The sequence below is a fragment of the Conservatibacter flavescens genome (assembly GCF_002795425.1).
In the GTDB taxonomy this organism is placed as follows: Bacteria; Pseudomonadota; Gammaproteobacteria; order Enterobacterales; family Pasteurellaceae; genus Conservatibacter; species Conservatibacter flavescens.
This window is the reverse complement of the sequence record NZ_PHHA01000003.1, coordinates 271,232-294,258: the sequence shown is the minus strand read 5'-3', so window position 1 is coordinate 294,258 and position 23,027 is coordinate 271,232. Positions and strand designations below refer to the sequence as shown.

The 23,027-nt window shown below is 42.9% G+C and carries 24 protein-coding genes and 1 pseudogene; 1 reads left to right on the top strand and 24 read right to left on the bottom strand.

Features of this window, described 5'->3' with window-relative positions:
• Positions 1-186: 186 nt before the first annotated feature.
• From CVP05_RS03385 to CVP05_RS03285, 21 genes and pseudogenes are all read right to left on the bottom strand, one after another.
• Positions 187-669, bottom strand: a complete 483-nt coding sequence (locus tag CVP05_RS03385; protein ID WP_100288160.1) for an enoyl-CoA hydratase — start codon at positions 667-669, stop codon at positions 187-189.
• The gene (locus tag CVP05_RS03380) at positions 662-1,204 is read right to left on the bottom strand and encodes a hypothetical protein (protein WP_100288159.1); all 543 of its coding nucleotides are present in this window, start codon (positions 1,202-1,204) and stop codon (positions 662-664) included. Before CVP05_RS03380 ends, CVP05_RS03385 begins: the two co-directional genes overlap by 8 nt.
• 3 nt (positions 1,205-1,207) lie before the next feature.
• Complete coding sequence (locus tag CVP05_RS03375; RefSeq protein ID WP_100288158.1) at positions 1,208-3,721, bottom strand: right-handed parallel beta-helix repeat-containing protein; 2,514 nt, start codon at positions 3,719-3,721, stop codon at positions 1,208-1,210.
• A 5-nt stretch (positions 3,722-3,726) separates the two neighbouring features.
• Complete coding sequence (locus tag CVP05_RS03370; RefSeq protein ID WP_100288157.1) at positions 3,727-4,299, bottom strand: putative phage tail protein; 573 nt, start codon at positions 4,297-4,299, stop codon at positions 3,727-3,729.
• The gene (locus CVP05_RS03365) at positions 4,299-5,360 is read right to left on the bottom strand and encodes a baseplate J/gp47 family protein (protein ID WP_100288156.1); all 1,062 of its coding nucleotides are present in this window, start codon (positions 5,358-5,360) and stop codon (positions 4,299-4,301) included. The genes CVP05_RS03370 and CVP05_RS03365 overlap by 1 nt, the downstream gene beginning before the upstream one ends.
• A gap of 11 nt (positions 5,361-5,371) precedes the next feature.
• Entirely contained in the window at positions 5,372-5,722 is a 351-nt protein-coding gene (locus CVP05_RS03360; protein ID WP_100288155.1) for a phage GP46 family protein, read from the bottom strand.
• A 96-nt stretch (positions 5,723-5,818) separates the two neighbouring features.
• Complete coding sequence (locus tag CVP05_RS03355) at positions 5,819-6,478, bottom strand: phage baseplate assembly protein V (protein ID WP_100288154.1); 660 nt, start codon at positions 6,476-6,478, stop codon at positions 5,819-5,821.
• A gap of 5 nt (positions 6,479-6,483) precedes the next feature.
• A pseudogene (locus tag CVP05_RS03350) lies at positions 6,484-7,604 on the bottom strand (phage baseplate assembly protein).
• Positions 7,588-8,898: a DNA circularization protein gene (locus CVP05_RS03345; RefSeq protein WP_100288153.1), complete on the bottom strand. Its 1,311-nt coding sequence runs from the start codon at positions 8,896-8,898 to the stop codon at positions 7,588-7,590. The pseudogene CVP05_RS03350 and the gene CVP05_RS03345 overlap by 17 nt, the downstream one beginning before the upstream one ends.
• A complete protein-coding gene (locus CVP05_RS03340; protein ID WP_100288152.1) occupies positions 8,898-11,186 on the bottom strand; it encodes a phage tail tape measure protein in 2,289 nt (762 codons plus the stop codon). The genes CVP05_RS03345 and CVP05_RS03340 overlap by 1 nt, the downstream gene beginning before the upstream one ends.
• A gap of 48 nt (positions 11,187-11,234) precedes the next feature.
• Entirely contained in the window at positions 11,235-11,417 is a 183-nt protein-coding gene (locus CVP05_RS03335; protein WP_100288151.1) for a hypothetical protein, read from the bottom strand.
• 38 nt (positions 11,418-11,455) lie between these two features.
• Positions 11,456-11,824, bottom strand: coding sequence for a hypothetical protein (locus tag CVP05_RS03330; protein ID WP_100288150.1), 369 nt, complete (start codon positions 11,822-11,824; stop codon positions 11,456-11,458).
• On the bottom strand, positions 11,824-12,195 hold the full coding sequence (locus CVP05_RS03325) for a phage tail protein (protein ID WP_100288149.1): 372 nt from the start codon (positions 12,193-12,195) through the stop codon (positions 11,824-11,826). The genes CVP05_RS03330 and CVP05_RS03325 overlap by 1 nt, the downstream gene beginning before the upstream one ends.
• Before the next feature lie 10 nt (positions 12,196-12,205).
• Positions 12,206-13,630: a phage tail sheath subtilisin-like domain-containing protein gene (locus CVP05_RS03320; RefSeq protein ID WP_100288148.1), complete on the bottom strand. Its 1,425-nt coding sequence runs from the start codon at positions 13,628-13,630 to the stop codon at positions 12,206-12,208.
• Positions 13,630-13,827 (bottom strand): DUF2635 domain-containing protein, encoded by a 198-nt coding sequence (locus tag CVP05_RS03315; protein WP_100288147.1) that lies wholly within the window; start codon positions 13,825-13,827, stop codon positions 13,630-13,632. Before CVP05_RS03315 ends, CVP05_RS03320 begins: the two co-directional genes overlap by 1 nt.
• A complete protein-coding gene (locus tag CVP05_RS03310) occupies positions 13,808-14,461 on the bottom strand; it encodes a DUF1834 family protein (RefSeq protein WP_100288146.1) in 654 nt (217 codons plus the stop codon). Before CVP05_RS03310 ends, CVP05_RS03315 begins: the two co-directional genes overlap by 20 nt.
• Positions 14,430-14,879: a gp436 family protein gene (locus CVP05_RS03305; RefSeq protein WP_100288145.1), complete on the bottom strand. Its 450-nt coding sequence runs from the start codon at positions 14,877-14,879 to the stop codon at positions 14,430-14,432. Before CVP05_RS03305 ends, CVP05_RS03310 begins: the two co-directional genes overlap by 32 nt.
• Positions 14,879-15,238 carry a hypothetical protein gene (locus CVP05_RS03300; RefSeq protein WP_100288144.1) on the bottom strand — a complete coding sequence of 120 codons (360 nt, stop codon included), beginning with the start codon at positions 15,236-15,238 and terminating at the stop codon, positions 14,879-14,881. Before CVP05_RS03300 ends, CVP05_RS03305 begins: the two co-directional genes overlap by 1 nt.
• A gap of 46 nt (positions 15,239-15,284) precedes the next feature.
• Positions 15,285-16,205: a Mu-like prophage major head subunit gpT family protein gene (locus CVP05_RS03295; RefSeq protein WP_100288143.1), complete on the bottom strand. Its 921-nt coding sequence runs from the start codon at positions 16,203-16,205 to the stop codon at positions 15,285-15,287.
• On the bottom strand, positions 16,205-17,242 hold the full coding sequence (locus CVP05_RS03290; protein ID WP_100288142.1) for a phage protease: 1,038 nt from the start codon (positions 17,240-17,242) through the stop codon (positions 16,205-16,207). The genes CVP05_RS03295 and CVP05_RS03290 overlap by 1 nt, the downstream gene beginning before the upstream one ends.
• A 233-nt stretch (positions 17,243-17,475) precedes the next feature.
• Positions 17,476-17,892, bottom strand: a complete 417-nt coding sequence (locus CVP05_RS03285) for a phage virion morphogenesis protein (RefSeq protein ID WP_100288141.1) — start codon at positions 17,890-17,892, stop codon at positions 17,476-17,478.
• 64 nt (positions 17,893-17,956) lie between these two features.
• Here CVP05_RS03285 and CVP05_RS12535 point away from each other — a divergent pair, with 64 nt between their 5' ends.
• Positions 17,957-18,145 (top strand): hypothetical protein, encoded by a 189-nt coding sequence (locus CVP05_RS12535; RefSeq protein WP_133118696.1) that lies wholly within the window; start codon positions 17,957-17,959, stop codon positions 18,143-18,145.
• A 279-nt stretch (positions 18,146-18,424) separates the two neighbouring features.
• Here CVP05_RS12535 and CVP05_RS03275 read toward each other — a convergent pair whose 3' ends face one another.
• Genes CVP05_RS03275 through terL form a run of 3 tightly spaced genes read right to left on the bottom strand, consistent with a single transcriptional unit; the run spans position 18,425 to position 23,024 of the window.
• The gene (locus CVP05_RS03275) at positions 18,425-19,753 is read right to left on the bottom strand and encodes a phage minor head protein (RefSeq protein ID WP_100288139.1); all 1,329 of its coding nucleotides are present in this window, start codon (positions 19,751-19,753) and stop codon (positions 18,425-18,427) included.
• Positions 19,737-21,359: a DUF935 domain-containing protein gene (locus CVP05_RS03270; RefSeq protein WP_100288138.1), complete on the bottom strand. Its 1,623-nt coding sequence runs from the start codon at positions 21,357-21,359 to the stop codon at positions 19,737-19,739. The genes CVP05_RS03275 and CVP05_RS03270 overlap by 17 nt, the downstream gene beginning before the upstream one ends.
• Positions 21,360-23,024 (bottom strand): phage terminase large subunit, encoded by a 1,665-nt coding sequence (terL, locus tag CVP05_RS03265; RefSeq protein ID WP_100288137.1) that lies wholly within the window; start codon positions 23,022-23,024, stop codon positions 21,360-21,362. It lies immediately after the preceding gene.
• Positions 23,025-23,027: the final 3 nt, after the last annotated feature.

The window sequence follows — 23,027 nt, the reverse complement described above, 5'->3', positions numbered from 1 at the left end:
CTTGCTTGCTTGCTTGCTTGTTTGCTTGCTTGCTTGCTTGCTTGCTTGCTTGCTTGCTTGCTTGCTTGCTTGCTTGCTTGCTTGCTTGCTTGCTTGCTTGCTTTGTCAGTATATGTTATTGACGCGTTTTTTATTGCACTTTCGTCTAAAATTATTTTTTTGTCCATTTTTTATTCTTTTATTCCTTTATTTCTTGTTGCTAAAAATCATTGCCAAATCATTCGGACTAAATCGCCACCCCTGAGACCTTCCTAAAGCTTCCCAACACCACTCGGAACAGAAGTAACGATTACGACTGTGTTTATTATGAAATACCACGCCTATGGCGCCTAACAGGTCGTATTTCTTGCTTTTTGTTTTTTCAAAAAACTCTTCTATCTCATCTTCAGTGACGTTATCAAGTTTAATCAAATCCCATTTATTCGAATCGTTCACATTAATACATTTAATGCGCACCCCACCGTCTCGAGGGCTTGATGTGTAACATCTAAACCACTCGTTTATATCGTAGTTTCCCACTAACTCAGAATGAAACACCGCTATTTCGCAGTGTGAGTACTCACCCTTAGTAAATAACTTAATAACTGAATCAACCAAGCGAGAACGCCAGTTTTTGGCTTTGCCTTTGTACAAGGCAAGATAAACTTGCCCATTTACTTTATCACTCATTTGTCGCCCCTAACTGATAAATCACCTCTATCGCTTGCACCTCCTCAATGGTTTGCGCTTGCTCTAATAGGTCTTCAAATTTTTGACGCTGCCCTGCAATTGTTGCCGCTAATACGCTATAAGCAATTGACTTCTGATAAGCCTTCTCACGTAGCACATCCACATCAACCCCGCGATTCAAGGCTATTGCCGTAAGAACTGGTGTATCCGCGTGAGGATTGGCTTTCCATGATTTTGCTTCTGCTTCCTGAATTAACCATGTCTCGCGCTCAAAGTTTGGCGTTTTATCAATTTGAGCAATACTATTAATAAAATTTTGAGATTTAGTGTTAATCTCCTTAAGTTTAGAAGATTTAGCCTCCTTCAAGTCAATCTCGTCATCTATTAACAGGTATTTCCCCTTTTTCTCAATTAAAATTTTTCCATTAAGCTCAGATTCATTATTCACGCTTATTGCATAGTAATCTTCAACATTCTCGGGTGGTGGATAAATCACATAATCTTTAAGGTTATTCTTCAGAAAATACACAATCATTTCTTAAGCTCCTATTAAAATCACTTTCTTAATCGTTGGTATATGGTGTCCTTCAGGTGTTAAAGTCAATGTGTTGTTGTTAACAGTTAAGCGGATTAATGAGTTGTAGGCTCTATCCGCATTCTCACCGCCGTACTCTAAATGCCCGATAGTGGTGCCATGCGCGTCACCAAGTAGAAAACTATCAAATTTGTTAAACCCTCGCATCGAATATAAAATATAAATCAAACCTGTCTGCTGATTTAAATTAATTGAGACCGCATTCGTACTAGAACCATGCCAAAGTACCTTCTCCTTTGAAGTTAAATTCTTAACCCACTCCGTTGTTGCAAGTTTTATCGAATTATCACCCTCAGGAGGGCTTTGAGCTTGTGCGTAGCCTTTGCTTGCAAAGCTAATCTCGTCTTTAGTACCTACAGTTAAACCTTTTGTTATTAATGCTGAGCCGTTGACAAGAAGATTACGATATTTATCATTGACACCTACGATTAGCGCCTCGATTTGGCTTTTCCTGATGTACGTTAAGTCAAATTTAACACCTTCAAAATCTACCGCTCTAACTCTGTATGCTTGGGAGGAGTTGGTGAGTAAACCTCCAACATTAACATTTGTACAAGTATCTGCCACATCGATTACTTTTGTATTAACCTCCACCGCAGATTGAGCAAGGGTAACTATATTGTTATCTATGAATAACCCCTCCGTATCAAGCGCACGAATTGATGAGATAGAATTCTTATTTGCCACGTTAAGAAATATGTTATTAATAACATTAACATTACGCATTTTACTCAAATACAACACGCCACCTGATGACCCCTTCGCCATGTTACCGCTAATAATAATGTCTTCAGATATGCCTACATTTGGTGGGTAGATGTCATTCCTTGATGCCAGCAGTTCATACTCTAGTTTATTTCCGTAATTATTAGTGACCGAGATATTAGAGCAATAATTTATATCAATAAATCGGGTTGCCACATCAAACACATTATTAGTGACAACGGCATTGTGCGCGCCTTGTAACTTTATTAAAGGTCCTTTCCATTCAGTTCTACCGAAAGTGTTACCTGCAATGATTACATCTTCTGTCTTTGCAAACCCATCAGTGTAGTTATTGCCGAAGATTTGTAGCGTGATATGCTCTGCCACGACGTCGCCGAAGTCATTACCTTCAATATGATAATTTTTACCTGCTTCTGATGGATTAACACCTGTATCTGCCAACCACCAAATATAAATATGACGTCTATTACGACGAAACACATTGTTAATAATCTTAACGTCATCCCACACAAAAGGTCGAATCCCCGCATAGAGGCAATCCTCTATTAAGTTCCCCTCTATAATAATGTTAGCGTGATGTGCTACACCTCTAGCTGCATAGTGTGCGCCTACAGCGCATCCATAGCCACCAAATAAACCTGTTGTATCGTCTGGATTTTTGCCAAAAATGTTGTTCCGAATAATGATATTTGTGTCACTATCCCCCTTTAAACGGCCACCTGAAAATGTTCCCTCCACATTATCATCAATCTGTATAGCTTCAGCGTAGCTTCTATCGTGGGTTAATCCCGGAGCTGTTCCGTATTTAGTTGTGACTTCAGGTGAAAAACCAAGAAAACGACAGTTTTCAATCAAAACATTTGTACACGCAGACATATCAATAGCATGATTTCGTACACAATTGATAAACTTAACGCCATCAATATGCAGTCCGTCGATATAACCTAACGACATAAAGTTGACCGATGACCAAAATTCAGTTGCATTTGAATCAAATACGCCACCAATAATTTTGATATTTTTACATCTATTTTCAGCAGACGATTCTGGTGTAATGGTTAGCCCGTTATAAAGCATTGCTCCATTGGTTGCCCTTAAATACCTTACCCCATCTACATTTGTAAAAGTAAGATTATCCCCAATCCTAATAAAAGTACTGAGATAATAATCGTTCGGAATATCATTCGTTACATTGGGGATTTTCTTTTCATAAGCATATTTAAATGCAGCATTGATTTTGATGGTATCTTCTTGTGCGTTCGCCTTACCACCCTTTAAGCCAAATTCTGATAACTTAATTTCGTGGTTAGATACACGCACCCACCGCTTACCCCTAGCAGTAACAATCACCGTGCCACCATTATCTGCCGTAGTGGTATCCTTCAAATTCGCAATAAAATACCCACCACCCACATTGCTGCCGGCGTAGTAACCTTTAACAAATACAGCTTGATTATCACGCAACGGCTCAAACTTACGCAACGCTTCAATAGATTCAACCTGTCCTGAAATTACCTGCAACGCCTGCCATAATTGAGTTTCATCTGCTTCATTTGGGTCAATGCCCGCTTTTCGGAGAACTGTTAAAATCTCACCTTGATTAGTCAGTAAGCCTTCTTGCACTGCATTAAGCCATTCAGCTTTTACAATCGTGCCGTATTCACCTGTAAGCGGGTTGCCGTCTTTAAATTTGCCGTTTCCGCTGTCAATTCGGTTAATTTTGTTACGCATTGTTATTATCCGTTGTAATATCTAATCCAGTATTTAGTGTAAGCAGGCTGTACTTGGTTAAGTAATGCTTCAAACACAGGGTCGCTAATCATATCCACCCCATACAAGTCCAGCCGATACTCGCCACGATAAAGCACCTCAGGCACACCAATGTCCACAAAGAACATCCATTTAACACCTTCGTCCCATAAAACCTCACCCGCCCAAGACTCCCCAGCCCGAAAAGGCTCTGGCTCAATAATTTTTATGGTATAACCAAGCTGTTTTGCTTTATCCACAATATAAGGGATAGAAAGCGAGGCTTGGTCATTGAGCTTATCAATCACCGCTTTAATGCGCTCGTCTAGTGGCTTATTTTTGTTTTTGATCAGCCCTGTTACACGCTCCCAATCACCAATCATCACACCTGTAAGCGGATTAATTCCCTCTAAAACTTGCAAGCCTTTAACATGTACTCGGTCAAGCTGTAAGCCATCAATCAATAAAGAGCGATATAAAAACTCACCACGCACGTTATATGACACAGGCGGTAATAACCGCCCTAATGCTTTTGCGTGTTCGCTTTGCAAATTAGCCATTAACTCATCTCCCGCACCACCACTTGCCCCAATTTAAACCAGCCCATTTCACGCATTGCGTCAATGGTTTGGTTTTTGGTTGGTGTAATTAAATTGCGATCAACCACACCGATTAAATCACTAATAACCGCCTCAATTTGAGAAACCACAAGTGTGTCGGCAGGCTTTAACGAGTTAAAATAACTCGCCAGCGCTGCCTCAATCTCTTCGGTAATTTCTTCAACCGTAACATCACTGTCTAATGCCACTTCAATCTCAAAATCAACCGTCTTAATCACAGGCTTAATCACTAACACACTTTTAGCCCCGACAGGACGAACCGTCTCAATATAGGCTTGAGTTGCTGCAACCACCTCATCAGAAGGCAAACCATCACCTGAAGTAATCGCAATATCAACCGTGCCACTACCTCTGCGGTAAGGGTACACAAAAGCAGAAGTTACCCCGTCCACGCTTTTCGCCCAACGCACAAAATCCGCCTTAGTGCCACCAGCGGCAGGGTTACGAATAGCCTCAAGTAAACGTTCTAACAGCTCAGAATCACTTTCCGCATCTGTACCGCCCCCAATATCTTGCAACGTAACCTCACTTGCCACACCAGTAGGGGCAGACATAAAGCTTGCCACCGTGTTTTTGATGATATTTTGACTCTCGCCCGTTGCTAGAGATCGCACATTTAGTGTAGCTGTACCGTTTTGAATAACCGCCTCAGTCGTCACCTCGTAATAGTTCTCGCCATTTAAAATCTGCAAACCCTCCGCAATTACTGAGCCATCATTACCAGTAGCAATCGCCGTACCTGCTGCATAATTCGCATTTTTGCGGTAGATTTTGCGTAAAGAAGCGTGCATTTCGAGGTATTCACTATCCGCCGTATCCGGAAACGCTTGTCTCACAATCCATTTTTGGTGGGAATACAAACCCGACACACACGAGGCAAGTGCGGAAGCTCGCACATAATAATCAGAGTCCACAGACACATCCGCCTGCGGATTGAGTGATAGATGATCTCGCAAAATATCGTCACGAATTTCTTCAAGAGTAGGAGTATTAAATGCCATTTAAAGCCCTTTTAAATAATCTTTACAGGGTGTTTAAAGGTTACGGTATCCCCCCTGTTATCCGTTACTTGAATCAAAAGATTAAGTGTGCCATTAAGTGGCTGCTCGTGCGTAATACGAATATCAGAGGTTCTACCATCATTTAATAACGGCTGCAAAGCCTCCTCAGCATATTGCACAGCTAACCGCCCAACACGGCTCACATCTTTCTCACGTTGAATAGTATGGAGCAAAGAGCCTACACTCCCGTCTGCCCACCAGGTTCCTAAAGGTGTAACGAGTCTGATATACACGGCATTTTGCAGTGTACTGATTTGTTTAAGTGTATAGTCACCGGTAAGCGGGTTGATCTCTCTGTCCATACTTTAAGAATAGAACATTAAAAGCGAGGGATTGGGGGAAAGGGGTTCAGAAAGCGGCCATTCGTAAAAAATTTACGAAATCTAACCGCTTGTAAGTTAGACAGGAGCAGAGGTTGGCTTGCCGTCGCCCTGTTCGTTATGCTGGTGCGATACCAGTGATTTGCCACTGGCAACCACATCACCGTCAGTCTTAAAGTCGCCTCCAGTTTGTGTCACAGATCCTGTAAAGCTCGCACCGCTACCACCTTGCACAGCCATACCTCCGTTGCCATTGATTTGCCCTTGTGCGGTTAATAGCTTTGATGTTTCAAGGTTTGGGGTGTCAAAGCTTGCACCTGTTGTAGCGGTTACGCTATATTGTTGACAATTCACAACAAAATTATCACAACTTACCTCAATCAATTTACCTTGCTTGAGAATAATGCTGGAACCCGACTGATCATAAATCGCCACCTCACCGCTTTGCAAGTTTTTAATGCGATACGCCCCATTCTCGGTTGCCACAATCACACTATGCGTTGTTTTACCCCCGACAGGGATAACCAGCACCTGCGTATCGGCAGGTGGCACAGAGGTAAACCCAAAGTGCTGCATAAGCTCAGTATCTGAAATCACCTCATCCGCTAAGCCAGACACTTGTGCTTTTTGGATATTATCCCCACTATGGGCAAGCTGTAACACGCCACGAAATGCAGCGCGCACCGTATCTGACACGCCTTTTGCCGTTTCTTTTACTTTTTTCGCAAACTGTCTCATATTAATTAAGATTCCAACCCCAAAATAATTTCTCTAGGTTTCGCTTTTTTATTTTTTCCTTTTCTTCCTTTACGAGACCTTGCTTTCTCCGCTTTAGCTGTATAGGCTTCGGGTGTCCAGACACCATCTTGTTTAAAGCGTAGTTCTGTGCGTGTCCCTTCCGTTTTCGAGAGCAAGAAACGTCGTCCCATCAAGAAAAAAATTGCATCAATATCGTACTCCTCACAGATCACGTGTACACGTTGCCCGGCCTCCCACAATGTACCATCTTCGGTGCAATGCCCAGCCACCACAATCCGCATATCAAAGGCGTCCAATTGCCAGTCTGAGAGCTGTTTTTTCGCTTGTTTTTTCAAGGCTTCCAAGTTTTCACAATCGCCTAACACCACTGTTTTAGGCTTGTAAAACTCAAAGTCCTCATCTTTATATACCCACTTTAAGTCGTTTTTATTATCATCGCCTTTTTTACCGTGAGACTGCGCCAAAACGTGACCTCACTATAACGGTTCGCGACATCAAAGCTTACTTCTATCTCATTAAAATTATTTCTCTTGCCTGATTTCACGCAACACAGCGTTGCCACAGGGGGAGAGCTATAATCCGCTCCTCCTACAATTAACACGCCTTTAGGGTCAAACCACCAATGCAAGCCAGCAGAATTTGCCACACGAGTGATAATTTCAGCCGCGCTTTCGCCCACATCTACATCAATCTTATCCAGCTTAGGGTTATTTTCTGCCCGCAGTTCAATCTCGCTAATCCCTAAAGGGTTTGCCAGCTTTTTGACTGCCTCAAGCACTGTCAGCCCTTTAACGTTAGTAATCGGGGCTGAAGCATCTACTAAAAGCTGGGCTTTATCCCGCCCGTTAAGCGAATAAGTCCGCATACCTTTACGTAGACTATGCCGTGTGGTATCAACAATGCCTGTCATCACTAACTTATCATTAATAAACACCTTCGCCGTCTTACCCGAAAAATCAGGCACAACGTCATCACTCGCAGGCACACCCAACTCGAATGAAAAGGCATCGGCTGGAATCAAAAAATCACTATCAACATCATAGCTTCTCCAGCTTTTATGCTGTAAACCGTCAATTTCAACCACAACATTATTGAGCGTAAGCATTTAATAAATCTCCCTCTTTAATAAAATTCGGCAATCTGATAGCGGGGTTAAGCAATAACAATTCATCCGCACGGGTATAATCACCATAAAAACGGTGTGCCACTTGGTGGATAGTGCCATTTAACGGGCAAGTCTTAACCACCAGTGGGGGCTTTTTATTGATGACCGAAACCACTAATGCCGTAAAATCGTGTGCCGTTTGGCGTAACTGTTCAATCAACGCCTCTGCACTTTCATAAATTGCTGTGGTTTTCGCATTTTCACTTACCACGCCGTCTGCTTGCTGAGCTTGTCGAATCTTATTAATTAACACCAGCACCTCATTACGCACCACATAATTAAGCTCTTCAAGTTCATAGCTGATTAACGTTTCCTGTTCGTCCTCAATCAACAAGGTGGCATATTCGGTTAATTTAGCCAAACAGATTAAGTCCAACATCATTGACAATTCGCTCACATCGCTCGCCGTCAATTTCACGGTTTTAGAGCGATTAAGCGTTTCATCCTCAGACACCGCCTGCGGAATGGCTTTGATATTCGCCACCGCCTCCGTCACATTGCGTAACCGTGCCGAAAACGTTAAAGCCGTACGGCTAGAGGCAGAATCAATACCTAAATCAATCATCTCTTTTAACTGATTGATAGCCCCACTCGCCTGTGTTGCATAATGTTTGCTTGAAGCATAAGACGACACTGAGTATTTTTTCTTATCCAAACTAAAAAGCGAACGCACCGCTTCAAAGCTAGCGTACAACCCTCCCCAAATACCTAATAAGCGCGCTTTCCAGTTTGCTCCTGCTGAAATGCTACTCATTACTGCATTCCAAAAATCAGCTCCCGTATTAAATAGATCCTCAAGTTGTACAATTAAACCGTCAATTTTGCTGACGATCGCGGACTTAAACACAAAAATCGGCTCGGCTTCGGTTGCCTCTTTAAAGGTTAAATCCAACGTACAATGATTGATATTTTCCGCATCATGTCGTACACGGTGCGAGGAACACATCATATTTGGCATTCGCCCTAAAATAGGGTGTACCAACACCCCCGCCCCTTGTTTTTGCAACACCGCAAGCAACTTAACCAAATCAGTGTAATACCCCTCGCCAAAGAAAATGGCTTGCACTTGCACCGTTTTAGGATTTAACCCCATATCTTCAAGATCGCCACCATTGACGTAAGGATATAAATGCTCAACCAATGCACGTTCGGCACTGTCTTCAATAGAAATAACATCAAAACTCACCCCCTTATAAGAGGCCGTGTGCATTGGCACAACCCAACCACTAAACATTAAGCCACCCCGCGATTTAAAAAGTTAAATTGACGCTGAGATACATTCTCTGCAATCACCGCGCCATCAAGCTCCACTGTAATGCGGTTATCGAGTGTGTGTGATTGTGCCGCCAAGCCTGCTTGTAAACCGGCAGAAATCGTTTCCCCAAAGGCATTAAAATCCGCCTGATATTGCGAAAGCGTACCTGTTGCCGCTTCCACCTGCCCCTGTATAGAGGTTTGAGATAAGGCTAAGCTACTCACTTGTCTTGCCTCCTCATAATCTGCGACCACTCGCTTGGCTCGTTCAATATTTTCTTGAGGGATAAAGAACTGACGAAAACGACTACCTAATAACTCTTTAGCGTGGTCATACTCTCTTTTCTGTTGTGCAGCTTGAATTTTATTAATATATTCTTTCTTCTCTTCCTCTGACATCATTTTCATTTTTGCATGATCTTCATGTCGAGTATTAATCCATTCATTTTCCCCTTTATTTAATTCTTCAGAGTGTAGAATCAAGTCAGCAACCACACCACCTTTAGCTAAAAATCCCACGCCCTTACCAAATTTACCCAGTCGGCTCGCCCCTTTTGCACCTTTACTGCTTCTCCTGAGCAAATCCCCAGCTCCTGCACTTCCACTTTTACCCCCGCCCAACAAACTAATCGAGCCTGCTGCCGCTAGCGCAGCTGCACCAAGTGCAGCAATCCCGGTACCAGCTCCTGCCAATGCAGCGGTTAAATCAGGATATTCAGCCATATAGTCAGATAATTTTTCGCTTGCCGAGCCTAATAAATTATTAAATCCCTTAAGCCCCTCCATTTGCCCAAATTCGGCTTGCGATTTCATCTTATCTACTTTGTAATCATTCGTGTCTGCAATCACTTTATGTGAGGTATCTACAGCACCTTCACTGTTTTTAATTTGTTTTTTAACTTCTTCGCCTAACTCAGCATTGTTTCTAATTCCCACCAATGCCATTACGGCTTGTCTATCCGAGATAATTTGCCCAATTGCTGTCGCCTCAACGATGTCGGTCATTTCATCAAGGATTTTTTTCTGATCTTCTTTTTTGGCTGTTTTTAGCCTCTGTTGTAATGCCTTGTAGTTTTCATCACTCCCCACCACGTTATCCATAATTGCCATAAAAGCTTCAAGTGAGTTTTTACCTTGTCCCTTATAAGCCTCCATTGATTTAGCAAAGTTGATGCTGCGTGTTTTGCCTTTGCTATCAATATATTCATATTTTTTAAAACGTTCGTTAGTTTCTTTTGCTGTAACCTTAGCAAGCAAGTTAACAAGGTTATTACCCGCCTCATCATTTGTCCCTGCGGTAACGCGTGCTTGCTGATTTGCTACAAGTAACGTTTCAAACCCTTCCAACCCTTGTAAACCCATTGATTTTGCAGCAGCCATTTGTTGTGGTAGCCATCGTGCCATATCTTGTAGTTCAAATTGCCCCGCTTGCCCTGCTGCCACAGCCATATCTAACGCCTTGCCAATATCTGCCTGCGCAATCCCATTTTGCAAAGCTGAGATCGTAATCGCCGCTAAGTCCTCCGCACTTGCGCCTGTGGCAACCGCCCCTTTTTGCAACGTTGGTAATAAGTCCATTGCGATTTTAGCGTCCATACCTGAGGCAAGTAACGCATTTAACGAGGCAAGGGCTTCTTCTTTTGTGCCACCAGCTGATTGCACCGCTCCTTTTACCGCCTCGTGTAGCTCTTTCTTGCCTGCAATTCGCCCAGCCACATCACGGTCGGAGAATGCCGTATTTGCCACCATTGCCAATTCACGATCATAGCTCATAGATTTACGCACAGGCTCACGCATTACCATTGCTCCAGCGGCAACGCCTGCAGCAACGCCCATCATCCCACGCCCCACATTCGCTACACGCTGCCCAAGCGGGGTTTTACCCATTTCTGCTTGCAACTCACGTTCTTTGCGAATGACCGCCTCACGAGCTTTCATTAAATCCCGCGCCGATGCCACACCGCTTTTTGCTAAGGTTTGATAAGCCTGACGAGTACGTCTTAACTCCGCCTGCAAATCTTTTTCAGTACGAATCCCCAGCGTGCGTGTCGCCTCCGCTGCACGTTTAGCTCGCATTGTGGATTTAGTCGCAATATCGTCCACCACTCGTGCGGTCTGCTGTTTTGCTTCCTGTTGAGCCTGTTCGTTCTGTTTGGTTGATTGGGTAACGCTATCATTAGCACGCTTTGTTTTTGCTACCACACCGTCCAGCACACGGCTGGCTAAGTCCTCTGCTCTTAGTTTCAGTTTAAGTTCTAAATCCGACATTTAAACGTCCTTTAAATCAACAAAAAAGGGGCGTTAAAGCCCCTTTTATTACCGTTTTAATTCTCTCAGCGGAATGCGTTTTGAATACACCACACTATCACCGCTACCGCCCTCTACTGCCGCTTGTGTTGGTTTAACCCCAAGACTCTCCATATACGTTCGTACCCAAGCCCCAACCTCAAGCGACGGCATTGCCCATACTTCTTTTGCACTAAAGCCCATTTTTGCCATAACAAGGCAAGCCTGACGATAATACTCAAAGGCTTTTTCTACGCAGGCTCGTTCTCGCTTTCCGCTAAGTTCGGGCTTTCCCCAGCGTTTATACGCTTTTTTCGCAAATCCGCAATCAAGCTATTTAACACGGTATAATCATCAGTGGCTAGATGCTCTAACAAATACAGTGCGGTAACTTCATTTTCGGGAATACCCACCACACGAATTTGTTTTGCCATATACGCCAAATCATTCAACACCTGATCTTTGGTGCTAGGTGTTTCAGCGTTTAAGTTGAGAGCTTCAATGCTTTCCAGTACCTCGCATTCTGTTCCCATTGTTAAAACACGAGCTTCAACCTCATAATAGAGCTTGCCGTTATACGGCAAACCTAATAACAACAAGCCTTTTTGTGTTAGTTCCATTATTCAACCACCTTGTTTAACGCACCCATTTGAATATCAATCACTGCCTCATTGTCCACTGTGTAGCTTTCGCCTACTTCAGTGGTAAAACAGCCTTGATAAGTGGTACGAGAGCCATCATCGCCCAATGGATAAAACGTAACTTTCGCGTTGGTAATGTTATCCCAATCAATTTTCGCACCGTCTTTCGGTTTCACAGCCGTAATTGAGAGCGTGTATTCCGCAATACCTTGAATAAAGCCACGCATACGCCCCGTACGGTTTAAGGTTTTCACCCCTTTACGTCCGGTACTGACTTTCGGATCACATTTCGTTACCTCCACCTCAACACCGTCCACTTCAAGCACAATTGCCCCTACATATTCAGCCATTTACGCCCCCTTATGAAACCAACATTACTTTGGTTGCCAACACATGCAACCCTTTCACCACATCCGCAGGCACTTCAGAATCAATACGAGTATCATCTTGTGCATTGATTGTGCAAATCAATTTCGCCTTATTGGCATCAACACTTTGCCAAATTTCCGCATTTTCCAGCCGATACATCACATCTAAAATTTCAGACCGTACCGCCGAAGGCGTTTTTGCTTTCACAAGTTTAGATCGCCCAAAACGTAACGCTAAACGCTGCTCAATCGCTTTTCGCCCATAATCTAACGAACGAATCGTGCCAAGCTCTAAATAACTTGGGTCATCTACACCCGTTGCCGATTTTGTGTAAGTGGTAATCGCACGCATAATCTGCACCGTGCTATTGACGATATTTAACGGGCTTAAGCCGTTATACAACGCTTGGTTATATTCCGCCCACGTTGGTATTTGCGAATCATCAACCAAACTTAACCCTTTCACAGCTAACGTATTAAGCGGACGTGCTGGATCTTCTTCGCTGGCAATAATCGCTGCATAACCTGCTGCAATCAATGCACAAGGTTCAATACAGCCCTTATACCACGCCACAGTTAAACGCTCGAAATTTAATGTGCTGGTAAAGGTTGTGCCTGTGGCAAGCGTTTTTCGCCAGCCCATTACACCAATTGCAGGCTTTTTCGCTGTCGGGGCAGACACCGCCTCTAAATGCTCTTTTAACGCATTGGCATTATCGGTATCCACAAACGGACTAACGATAATGTTGTAATGCGTACCCGCCACACTGGCTAAGGCATCCGTCATATCCGCATTTTGCTGACCGTTCGCCATTGGTGTAATCGTAAGTGACACACCTGTTGCCGTGTTGGTATAGCTTAACGAGATTTCATTACCTGTTTCGCCTTTGTTTTTTGCCGTCAAAGTAATCGTATCTCCCGACACTTTCGCCACTACTGGGCTTGCCTCTTGAGCGTTAATATAAGCATTCAAACGGCGGGCAATATCCGCAGCCACCTCGCCTTTTGAGGTGGAAATAGCATATTTCGTCCCCATAATGACCAGTGTTAATACGCCCGCTGTGCTTGCTGTACCGCTTACTTGTATCGCACCTTCAGCCACTACACCCGCTGAATGGTCAGCCAACCCCACCACCGTTAAATTCATATTTGCGTTATTTTTAAGGGCTTGTCGCACCATTAAATGAGCAAGTGAGCCAGCACCAAATGCCGTTGCCGCTTCAGTGTCTGAATACACTTTCACAGGGGCAGAATAGCTTGCTCCGTTTAAATCCAATGTTTGCGGTGCAATAATCAACACTTCTTGCGGATTAACAGGCAATGCCGTGACTGCCCCTGTTACATCGTATTCCGTGTAATTACCCGGCACACGAATGCTGGCAGGGATATTGTTAAACGTGATATTGGTTTCACTCATTATTTCGCCTCCGCTTCATCGGTTTTCTTGGTGCGTGCTGTGCCAGTTGGCTCAACCACTCGGATTAAATCCCCGTCCGCAATACGACGGCGATAATAAAGTGTGTTTTCCACCTCAACCGCAACGCTATCTGTAATATATTTATGCGGTGCATTCTCCATTGGCACTCGCACGCCACTAATCGCTTTTACTTTCATTCAGTTTTACCTCAAAGCCGACTTCGGCATTGTTTGTCGGATTATAAATCTTGCCTGCAATGGCAGATAAATCAGGGTAAGGTTCATCAAGCTCCGCCTGATAATGTTTAAACAAATACTCAATATTGCTTTCATCATCAGAGCCTTCTGGGTACCTCCCATCCTCTAGCGCAGGGGCCTGTAAATAACTTATTTCAAATTCAATCGCATAGGCAGATAACTTTTCTTTTTTTACTTCCTTATTATTCCAAAGAGTGCGAACCCGCAAAGGTTTAATTGGCTCAACCAACTGCCCAAGCGTTTGATTGATTAACAGATATTTCACCGCCTCAATCAACTGATTCGCTCCCACTCGAATTAATGAGCCATGTCGCCCTGTTTGCTCAGAGTGAAAAGATCGGCTAATAACCAAAACCACGAAAGTATCTACATTCTTAAACCGCTTTCCGCTCGACATTCCGACATTAACACTACTAGATTTAGTCCCACCATACGAGACTAACGCTACAGGCAACCGGCGTATATCAAGCTCGGGATCATCGAATTGCCCTGTATAACTTGACACCCCATACACCAAACCGCCTAAACCACGTTTTAAACGGTCAAGCAATGCGTTCTCTATTTTTGTGATCACGGCTAAAAATCCTTGTATTCCCATTGGAAAACATCACAACCATATCGCCTGTTGGGTCATTCTCAAGCTCTTGCTCAATGCCCAGTGCTGTTATCCCTTTGGCAAGCAACGCAAGCTCTTTTAAAGCCTCTTCATAACGCTCCCGTACCTCATCAGTAATCGTTACATTACTCATACTGCATAAGCGGAAACGAGCTAAATCACAGCAAATTCGCACCAAATTTAACGGCACTTTATCAAGCGGCAACTGGTATCGCCCTGCCAAATAACCATCAATCTGCGAGCTACTATCGCCTAATGCGATATTCAGCACCGTTTCATTTACAGTGTGAGTAAAAGGCTGCTCACGGTCGGTAAGCTCAATTGCTTGTAGCTCACCTACCCGTAAAATAAAGTCTTCAACGCTTGCGTATGCCATTATTCGCCTGCTTTTAATGCTTCATACTCTGCCTTGCTCATCGGCACAACTCGCACACACTCCAGCCATGAGTCATTCAGCATTTCTTCAATTTGCTCAACAGACCAATCAAGATCATTAACCTCAACCTCGACACCTCGCGTAAAATGTACGCCACCACGCCAGTAAGAGCCTGTGGGGTGTGATGCTAATAATTTATAAACAGTCGCTTTGGTTACAACTCCGCCGTCTTCGGTAGCAATATCCTCGCCGCTTTCCTCTTCTTCAAACGAAGGGTTTTCAGTCTTGTTATCTCCATCAGTACCTAACACCCCATCAACCACTTTAGCTTCATCAGGTTTATTTTTCGCTCTTGCCATATACACCTCATATTTCCCCTCTCATTAGAAGATAAGGGGACGTTACTTATTCAATAATTTGTGAAGATACAACGACTTTTAAACGACCTTTTAAAATATTGGTCGTACCGTTAATCAACTCGCCTTCACAAATCTGACGAGCTATAAACTCAAGCGAAGGTGGCACAACAATCACATTCGGACGAATGTTAAGCAATTTCCCACCATCACCTTTAAGAGACTGCATTTCAGCAATCACCTTCATCAAGTTTTCCGCAGTCATTTCAGTTTGCTCAACACGATGAGCTAACTGCCAAAAACCGAAACCTGCTGCACCACGAGCACGCACACCCCATAAATAGACGTCTTCCATAAAGACTTTGTCCGATTTTGACGGGTCGAACTTTGCTTCAATTTCAGGTTTTGTACGTTCCTGCCAAATCAGCGGTTTAATGCCGTTGGTTGTGTCAAAAACATAAAATACAGGAGCGGATGCAGTAGAACCTGTTGTGATATTTTTCTGCTGTTTTACAGTACCTGTACCATCCACGTTTTCATAGACAGGATGTTCTGTATCGAAGAAGTTCTGTCCATCGTAACAAAGTGTCGATTTACCTTCTTTCAATAGGCTAAACACCAAATCATCAGGCAACTCAGCAGCAGACTGCCCCGCCTGCTGAACCATTGGACGAAATAATCCCACTTGGTCATCTTCAATATCCGTACGAGGCACACTCACTGTGCTCTCATAGGTTTTATTTTCGATACTCATTCCTTGAGCCTGCATCTTCTGAATTTGACGCTCACCCACCCATTCACGCATTTTCGGGAATTGACCTAAAAAGCCATAGGTATTCACTTTCGTGTTAGAGGAAACTGTCATTGCAATCTCTTGGTATTGTGGTTTGATCAACCCGATACCTGTTAGAAATTCTTTACGAAACTGGGCATCTAAAATGTTAAGTACATCTGATTTTTTAAACGACATTATTTTGTCTCCTTATGGACTTTAATAAATTCTTCTTCGCTCATACCAAGCATTTTCACTGCTGCTCGCTCTGCCTCACTTAATGCTACGGTCTGTTCGGTCGGTTTATCTTGAGATTGCATACCACCCAACGCAGGATTAGGCGTAACTGTTTTCAAATAATCAGACAGTGCGGTTAAATTGGTTTTAGCTAACTCTTCCGCCCACGCTTTTTGAGCAGGCAATAATTTACCTTCCGAAAGCGCGGTTTCAATTAACGCGGCTGCTTTGTCCGCATTCATCTGTGCTTTTACCTGATTAAGCTCACTTTGCACCGTTTGTAATTCCGATAAAGCAACGTATTTAGCAGGGTCTGGGTTATCGACTTTGGCAGATAACGCCACCATTTGCGTGTCTTTGCTTTTAAGCTCATCATAAACCGCACTTAAAGCCACTTTAGAATCGCCTTTCGATGCCGAAAGTGCGGTTAGTTTTTCTTTCATTTCTGCTTCAGTGGCATTCGGTGTGCCAAAAAGCTGTTGTAAAATTGCTAACATTTGATTGTTATTTCCTGTTTGAGAGTGGAAGTCGGCAGATAAGGCATACACTTCGGCAATTTCGTGGCACGCAGGCGTATTGGTTAATGCTGCGTTCACAATCTTGACGACTTTTCCCTCGCTATCTGCTAAGAAAAGTGGAGAAAGGTATTTATATTCACCGCTTTTAATCTGCTCACGAGCTTTATCAGTCCATTTCACGTCAGCAAATAACCCTTGACCTGAAATGTACTCGACCTTTTTAATCCAACCTGAAGCTGGATTCTCCTCGCCAAACTCTTTCGCCCGTAGTGTCTTATGTTCATAATCCACCATTGGTTCGACTTGGCGAGTATTTAGCTCGTCTGCTAATAAATAACCGTTTGAATCATCTACATACCAGCCCCCTTTATCATCTCGACCGTCTGAAGCAAAGAACCGGCCATAAGGCGTGAGCTGGATACGTCCGTTTACGTCTAATTTGCCAATTTCAAAGCTACAAGCGATAGGTGTTAATGTCATTGATTATCCTTAGTCCGATTAGAGGATGACAGAATAGTCCATTACAACGCAGCAAAAAGGGAAAACAGGTTCAGTTTTTTGAGAATTTTAAGAATAAAGAAATGAAAGAAAGTTAAAAACCGTTTTAAAACCGCTTTAAATCGTTTTAAAAGCGAGTTAAATAAACTAATCGAAAAAACTATACTAACATAAAATAAAAACGCCCTAAATGCGTTTTAAGGCGTTATTTTAAATTATTTAATCAGACTACTGAAATAATCTTGCACATCTTCCAACAAATCCTCTTCATCATCAGGAGTAAGTTTTAAAAATGGACGCGCAGGAATTTTCACTTTTTTACCTCGCCCAGCCATACCACCAAACTGGTGTATCGCTGCATAAGGTTCATTGGTACCGACAATCGCATTATCGTTATCGTATTCACTACTAATACTTTCTGACAATACTTCTGAATCAACCAACGGTTTACCACTACGATATTTTAACCCCAGCCATTTTGGGCGACCACCTTCATGGAAATTAGTTTTTACCGCATATTCCATTCGCCCTGCTAATTTTCTCATAAGATCAGTGCGGTGCTTCGCTTTTTCTGCCACCGCCTGCAATACCTTTGCCACCTCATCGGTGTTTTCAATCTTAATCTCAATCATTGGTTTAATCTCTGCCACACTAAAAAAGCGGATAATCCCGTCCGCTTTTAATTAAGGAAACATCATGGATAACAATACAGAGCTTTTAGAAACCTTGCTCGTTGCCCAAATTGCCACTCTTGCTAAACTCATTGAGGCAGAGAGAAAAGCAAGAGGCGTTACAGGCGGCGATTGCTACCGAGAAGCCATTCAAGAAATCAATCGCAACCGAGATCGCATTCTTGGGCAATGCGTGAATAATCTTTCTCGTTAAACTCAACAATCTGTAATTCGTTAATGTAGGCTTTCACATAGAAAAACACCTCATTAACATCAACTGCCGTTAAGCCGTTAAAGTGTGGCAACAGTTCAAGGGCTTTTTTCATTTGTTCTTTTTTCGTTAAAACCATTTTTCTTTCTCCTATGGTTGATTTTAAAAATAAACAGGGGTATATTGACTTAAGAGGCTATTTGACTCCGCCTGATGAATCTCCCCCGCAGGAGCCGCTTGCTGAAATAGTGCAAGTGAGCTGTAACGTAAGTGTAGGGAGCCTTACCTAATAGCCTCGTATTTCCTTTTTTGTCTTTCTATATCCCACTCAATTTTATTTTGTAGCCTTGCAGATACCATAAATAATTCATTTGTATTTTTAATGTGTTTAACAAATACGGTATAATTCTTAAATTCATCAAAACTTTTCACAAATATATAAGTATTGCCGTTCTTAAAAATACTATCTGCACCATTTAATACATCAGGTATTTCTTGATAAGAATCAATGCTGAAATAAGAGTCATCTAATCGGCTATTAAATTGCTTAATTAGTGATTCATCAGATAACCAAACCGTAGCCGTATGCGAGTTTATAAGCTGTTTATCTTTATTGTTCAAAATGCCTGTAGCAAATTTAAAATTTTTACTAATACTCAGCTCAACCTTTTGTAGAAGCTCTTTATTAGTGATTTTTTTATCAATTCCTAATTTAGCTTTTTCAGTCAAATAAGCTTTTTCTAACTGTTCATAATTAAACCTAAACTCCCCCCCTGCCATTTCCGTTTTTGCAAACTGATGCGCCAACTTTTCAGGATATAAATCCAAGTTCGGGCGATAAATTAAACGCCCAATGTTATAATCAAACCCTTTATCGGTTACACGCACCGAACCATCAATCGCCTTAAAGCCCATTGTCTTTTCACGATTACCCTTTTTATCCACACGCTCCACCTCAACTAAACGAGCTGAGCTATCACCTACCTCATCAATTCCACGGCGAGCCAAATCACGCTTATCTAACGCAATCACAGTACAACGACAATTAAACCCATTCGGCGGATAAAACGTCGCCCAAAACGGATCATCATAACGATAAATCTTGCCATTCATCTCCATATGAGCAGGGCGAGTACGACTATCACCCACCGCAGAATATTGCCAATAAGGGCGATTATCCACATTATCCATCATTCGCTGATAACGTGCCGCTGAATAGGCTTGTTGCATATTGGTACGATAAATCATATTCAATCTGCGAGGCGTGCCAAAATACTCGCCTGTTTTGGGGTCTGCAAGCAATTTACCATCAATGCCGCGACTGACTGCTTTATCGTGTCCAAATACCCAGCCTTTACGCTCAAATTCACCCACTAGCTCCTTTTTCCACTGATTAAAGGCCTTGCCCTCACGCATAGCCTTTTCCATAGAGGCATAAATATCTTTGGTCATCTCAAGACTAGAGAGCTTTGCAATCGTCGTGGCACGAGCAAGGCTACTGGCTTGCAACTCTTGAGCAAATACTTTGCTTGCCAGCATTCTCTTCTGCTTTAAGTATTCAATCGCCTGTGTCGGCTCAATACCAATGGCAAATTTAGGTGCGTTCGGCATTGCTTGCCCCCAATAAATCTGCTAAAAATAACGCACTACTTAAATAATATTCGTGTGCCTCACTCGTTAAATTAGGGTAGGCTTCAGCCAGTTTGTCACTTACCTCCTCATAGGATTGACACGACAACAGTACCGCTGTGAGTTTTTTCACAATCGGGGCAAGCTGCTGATTAAAATCAACCTCCTGTAAAGCATGATCAATTAAACTATCCAACTCCCCTTGTTCGCCTTCTGCCTTCTCTTTTGCACTTAATGCCACCATGTTTTGACAACCGCAAGGGCAATGGCTCTGATGTAATCCTGCACTTAAAGCGGTGCTTTCATTCGATTTAACCTCATTGAAAGCACGTTTTAAAACCGCCTCACCCTCTTTTGCCATTGGAATACCAAGTTTGTTATGCGCCCATAACAAAGGAATTAGCATGCCAGAATCAATTAAATTCGGTAATGCCTCAGAGAATGTTTTAATATCCTCATATTCCTTTACATCAAAGGCAAAATAAGGCAAACGTGCAGGATCAATATTCGGAAAGTTGATTTGTAAAAACGGCAAAATTAACTGCTGATTAATGGTCTGTTCAAGCTGTTTTGCATCGCTGACTAACAAATCACGACGTACTTCGTTATGCACTTTACCTAACGCATTAGTAGAGGTTTTACCATCTGCCCCTGAAGTCAGGGTTTGCCCTAAAATAAACTTTGCAGAAAGCTTTTCCGCCCAATCGGTCATTTGCAAATAAGGGTTATTACTTGCAATAGATTGTGAGGCAGCACTATGCAATTCAATTTGCATTGTATCAGGCATAATCCCTGCAGCATTGTGTCCGATATCCGATAATGCGCGCAATAATGCCCGTTTTTCATCTTTGCTTGCGCCCGCCCCATATTTACCAATGCGGATAGGGAAACCATATAGCTCTAAAAATTCGGCAAAGTCCGTAATAGAGTAATGGTTAAACATATAAATCCACGCAAGCGTTCTCCCCAAGCCATTACGAGCTAATGGCGACGAACGGTTTTTGTGCGTATGTACAATCCATTTTTGTGCAATCAATGGCTCACCCATTGGGTTAGTTGGCGAGATTAACAGTGGATTATCCAAATCATCTAATACAAACCATGAGGCAGGACGGTGAATAAATTTCTTCGGCAACCATAGCTCATTTTCATACACCCACTGGATTTCATTAGCCGAAAACCCTTGCAAACAAGCGTCCATTAAATCCATCACAAGATTATCTAGATAGCCAATTTGCGAAAAGAGCTGCTTAACTTCAGAGGTTAAATGTTCCTCGTGTTCTGTTGGGTTTTCAGGGGCAAAAATAGACCAATCCAACGTAAGCGTGGCGCGTTTGCGAGTGCCAAGATGTGAGCCAATCGCCCCGTCTTGTTCCTCAATATCCATAAATAGTTCAGCCTGTTCACGCACATTGCCACTTTCCGCATCATCAAAAATACGTTGTAATTTTTGTGGGGTGATTTTGCGGGCTGGGTGTCCGTCTAACACTCGCCCCATAGCCATCACTTGTGCTTCATCTGATTGTAACGGCTCTACTTTCTCTGTTTTGCCAAAAATGGCTTGTGTAATCTTATTTAAAAAACTCATTTAGTGTCTCCAGCGTCCACCGCCCCCAAATCCTTCAAAATCGTCATCATCCTCCCAGTCATCGTCATATTCTTTGAGTGATTGCCATTCAATTGGTGCAGAGCTACTCACTGCATTTTTCCACAACATCTCAAGACAGTCGGGACCGTCATCGTGATCTGCCTTTGGAAAATGGCGTAACTGGTTCTCAAGTGTGGATTGTGAGCGGTGCAGTAAAATCAACCCGTTTGCAATATGTGGTTGCAGGCTTTCAATACGTAGCATTTTGTCTGTATGAGGTTTTACGCTTGTTAATGGGACTGGAACCCCTCGCAACGCAGAACGTTTGACGATTTCACTATTTAAAAACTCTTGGAATTGAATCCCCTCCCCAAACCAACGATGGCAACCATATTGCATTTGTAATCTAATAATATCTTCGATGATGAGATCTGGTAGGCGTCGTTTGATTTGAGCCTCAATCACATACAGCTTGCCAGTTTTGCGAGAGTAGCCCCCAATTAAAATTGCACTTGGGTCTCGGCTTGCCCCTGCTTTACCTAAACTCGGGTCTACCGCCCCAAAATAGATTAAATCATCAGGCAAATCGCCCTCAGTCCAATACTGCAAGCTATTGGCAAAAATCGCATCATCGCCACTCACCGGATCATTTTGATACTCGGAATCAAAAGCCGAATGCCCATCACTGGCACGAATTTTCATCAACGCAAGAATAGGACGAGCCAACCACGACACCACCGCCCCTGCGTCCATTTCAGCTTTGTGTTGTTGATAAAATAAATCAGAGAGCGTATCATCATCACCTTCTTCGCTAAGGTAAATATTTTCCCATTGATCCCACAACGCCATATTGTCAGGAAAACGTAAAATCGCCTTAAATCGCACCCGCTTCCAGCCTTTGGTATTGAGTACACGGCTAAGCACGCTGTCATAATGCAGGATGGTTCCGACATAAATAACGTCGAATTTCTCGCCTGCTGCACCAAGTTTTAGCACTGCTTTTAAAACCCAGTTATGTAATTTATTACGTTGTGCGGGGGTTTCTACACTTTCATCATTCTCAATATCATCTAATACAACTAAATCGGGACGATAAGCACCGTGACGACGACCACGCAATTTCTGCCCTGCACCGACGGCTTCGACTTTTTGATTTTTACTGGTAACAATCGCCCCTGTACGCCATACCTTACCTGGTTTCAGCTCAGGGAAGTCAATCGCTAAACGAGGGTTAGATTCAATCTCTACCTTGATCGCCTCAAGCATTCCAAACGCTTGCTCTTTGGTATCCATAGCAATAATGCCATAGCGTTTTAAATCGTTGACTAAACACCAAAGTGGGAATAATTGGGTACAAATAGTCGACTTAGCCTCACCACGAGGAGCAGCAATCGCCTGTCGAACCGATTTATCCACCTCACCCACTGAAGCAGGCAAATGCTCAAACAAATATTCGTGTAACTGAGATTTATGTGGCGAACGCACATAATGCGGAAAATAGGCTTGTACAAAATACTCAAAGCCTGTGGTTTTATCCGCAACCTTTAAACGACGTTCCGCAATGGCATTTGGGCGGTCATCCCAGCCTTCAAAATTTGCCTCAATCGCGCGGAGTAAATCAGCCCGTAGGGCTTCAAGTTGTTTTTCAAAATCCTTTGATTTCATAGT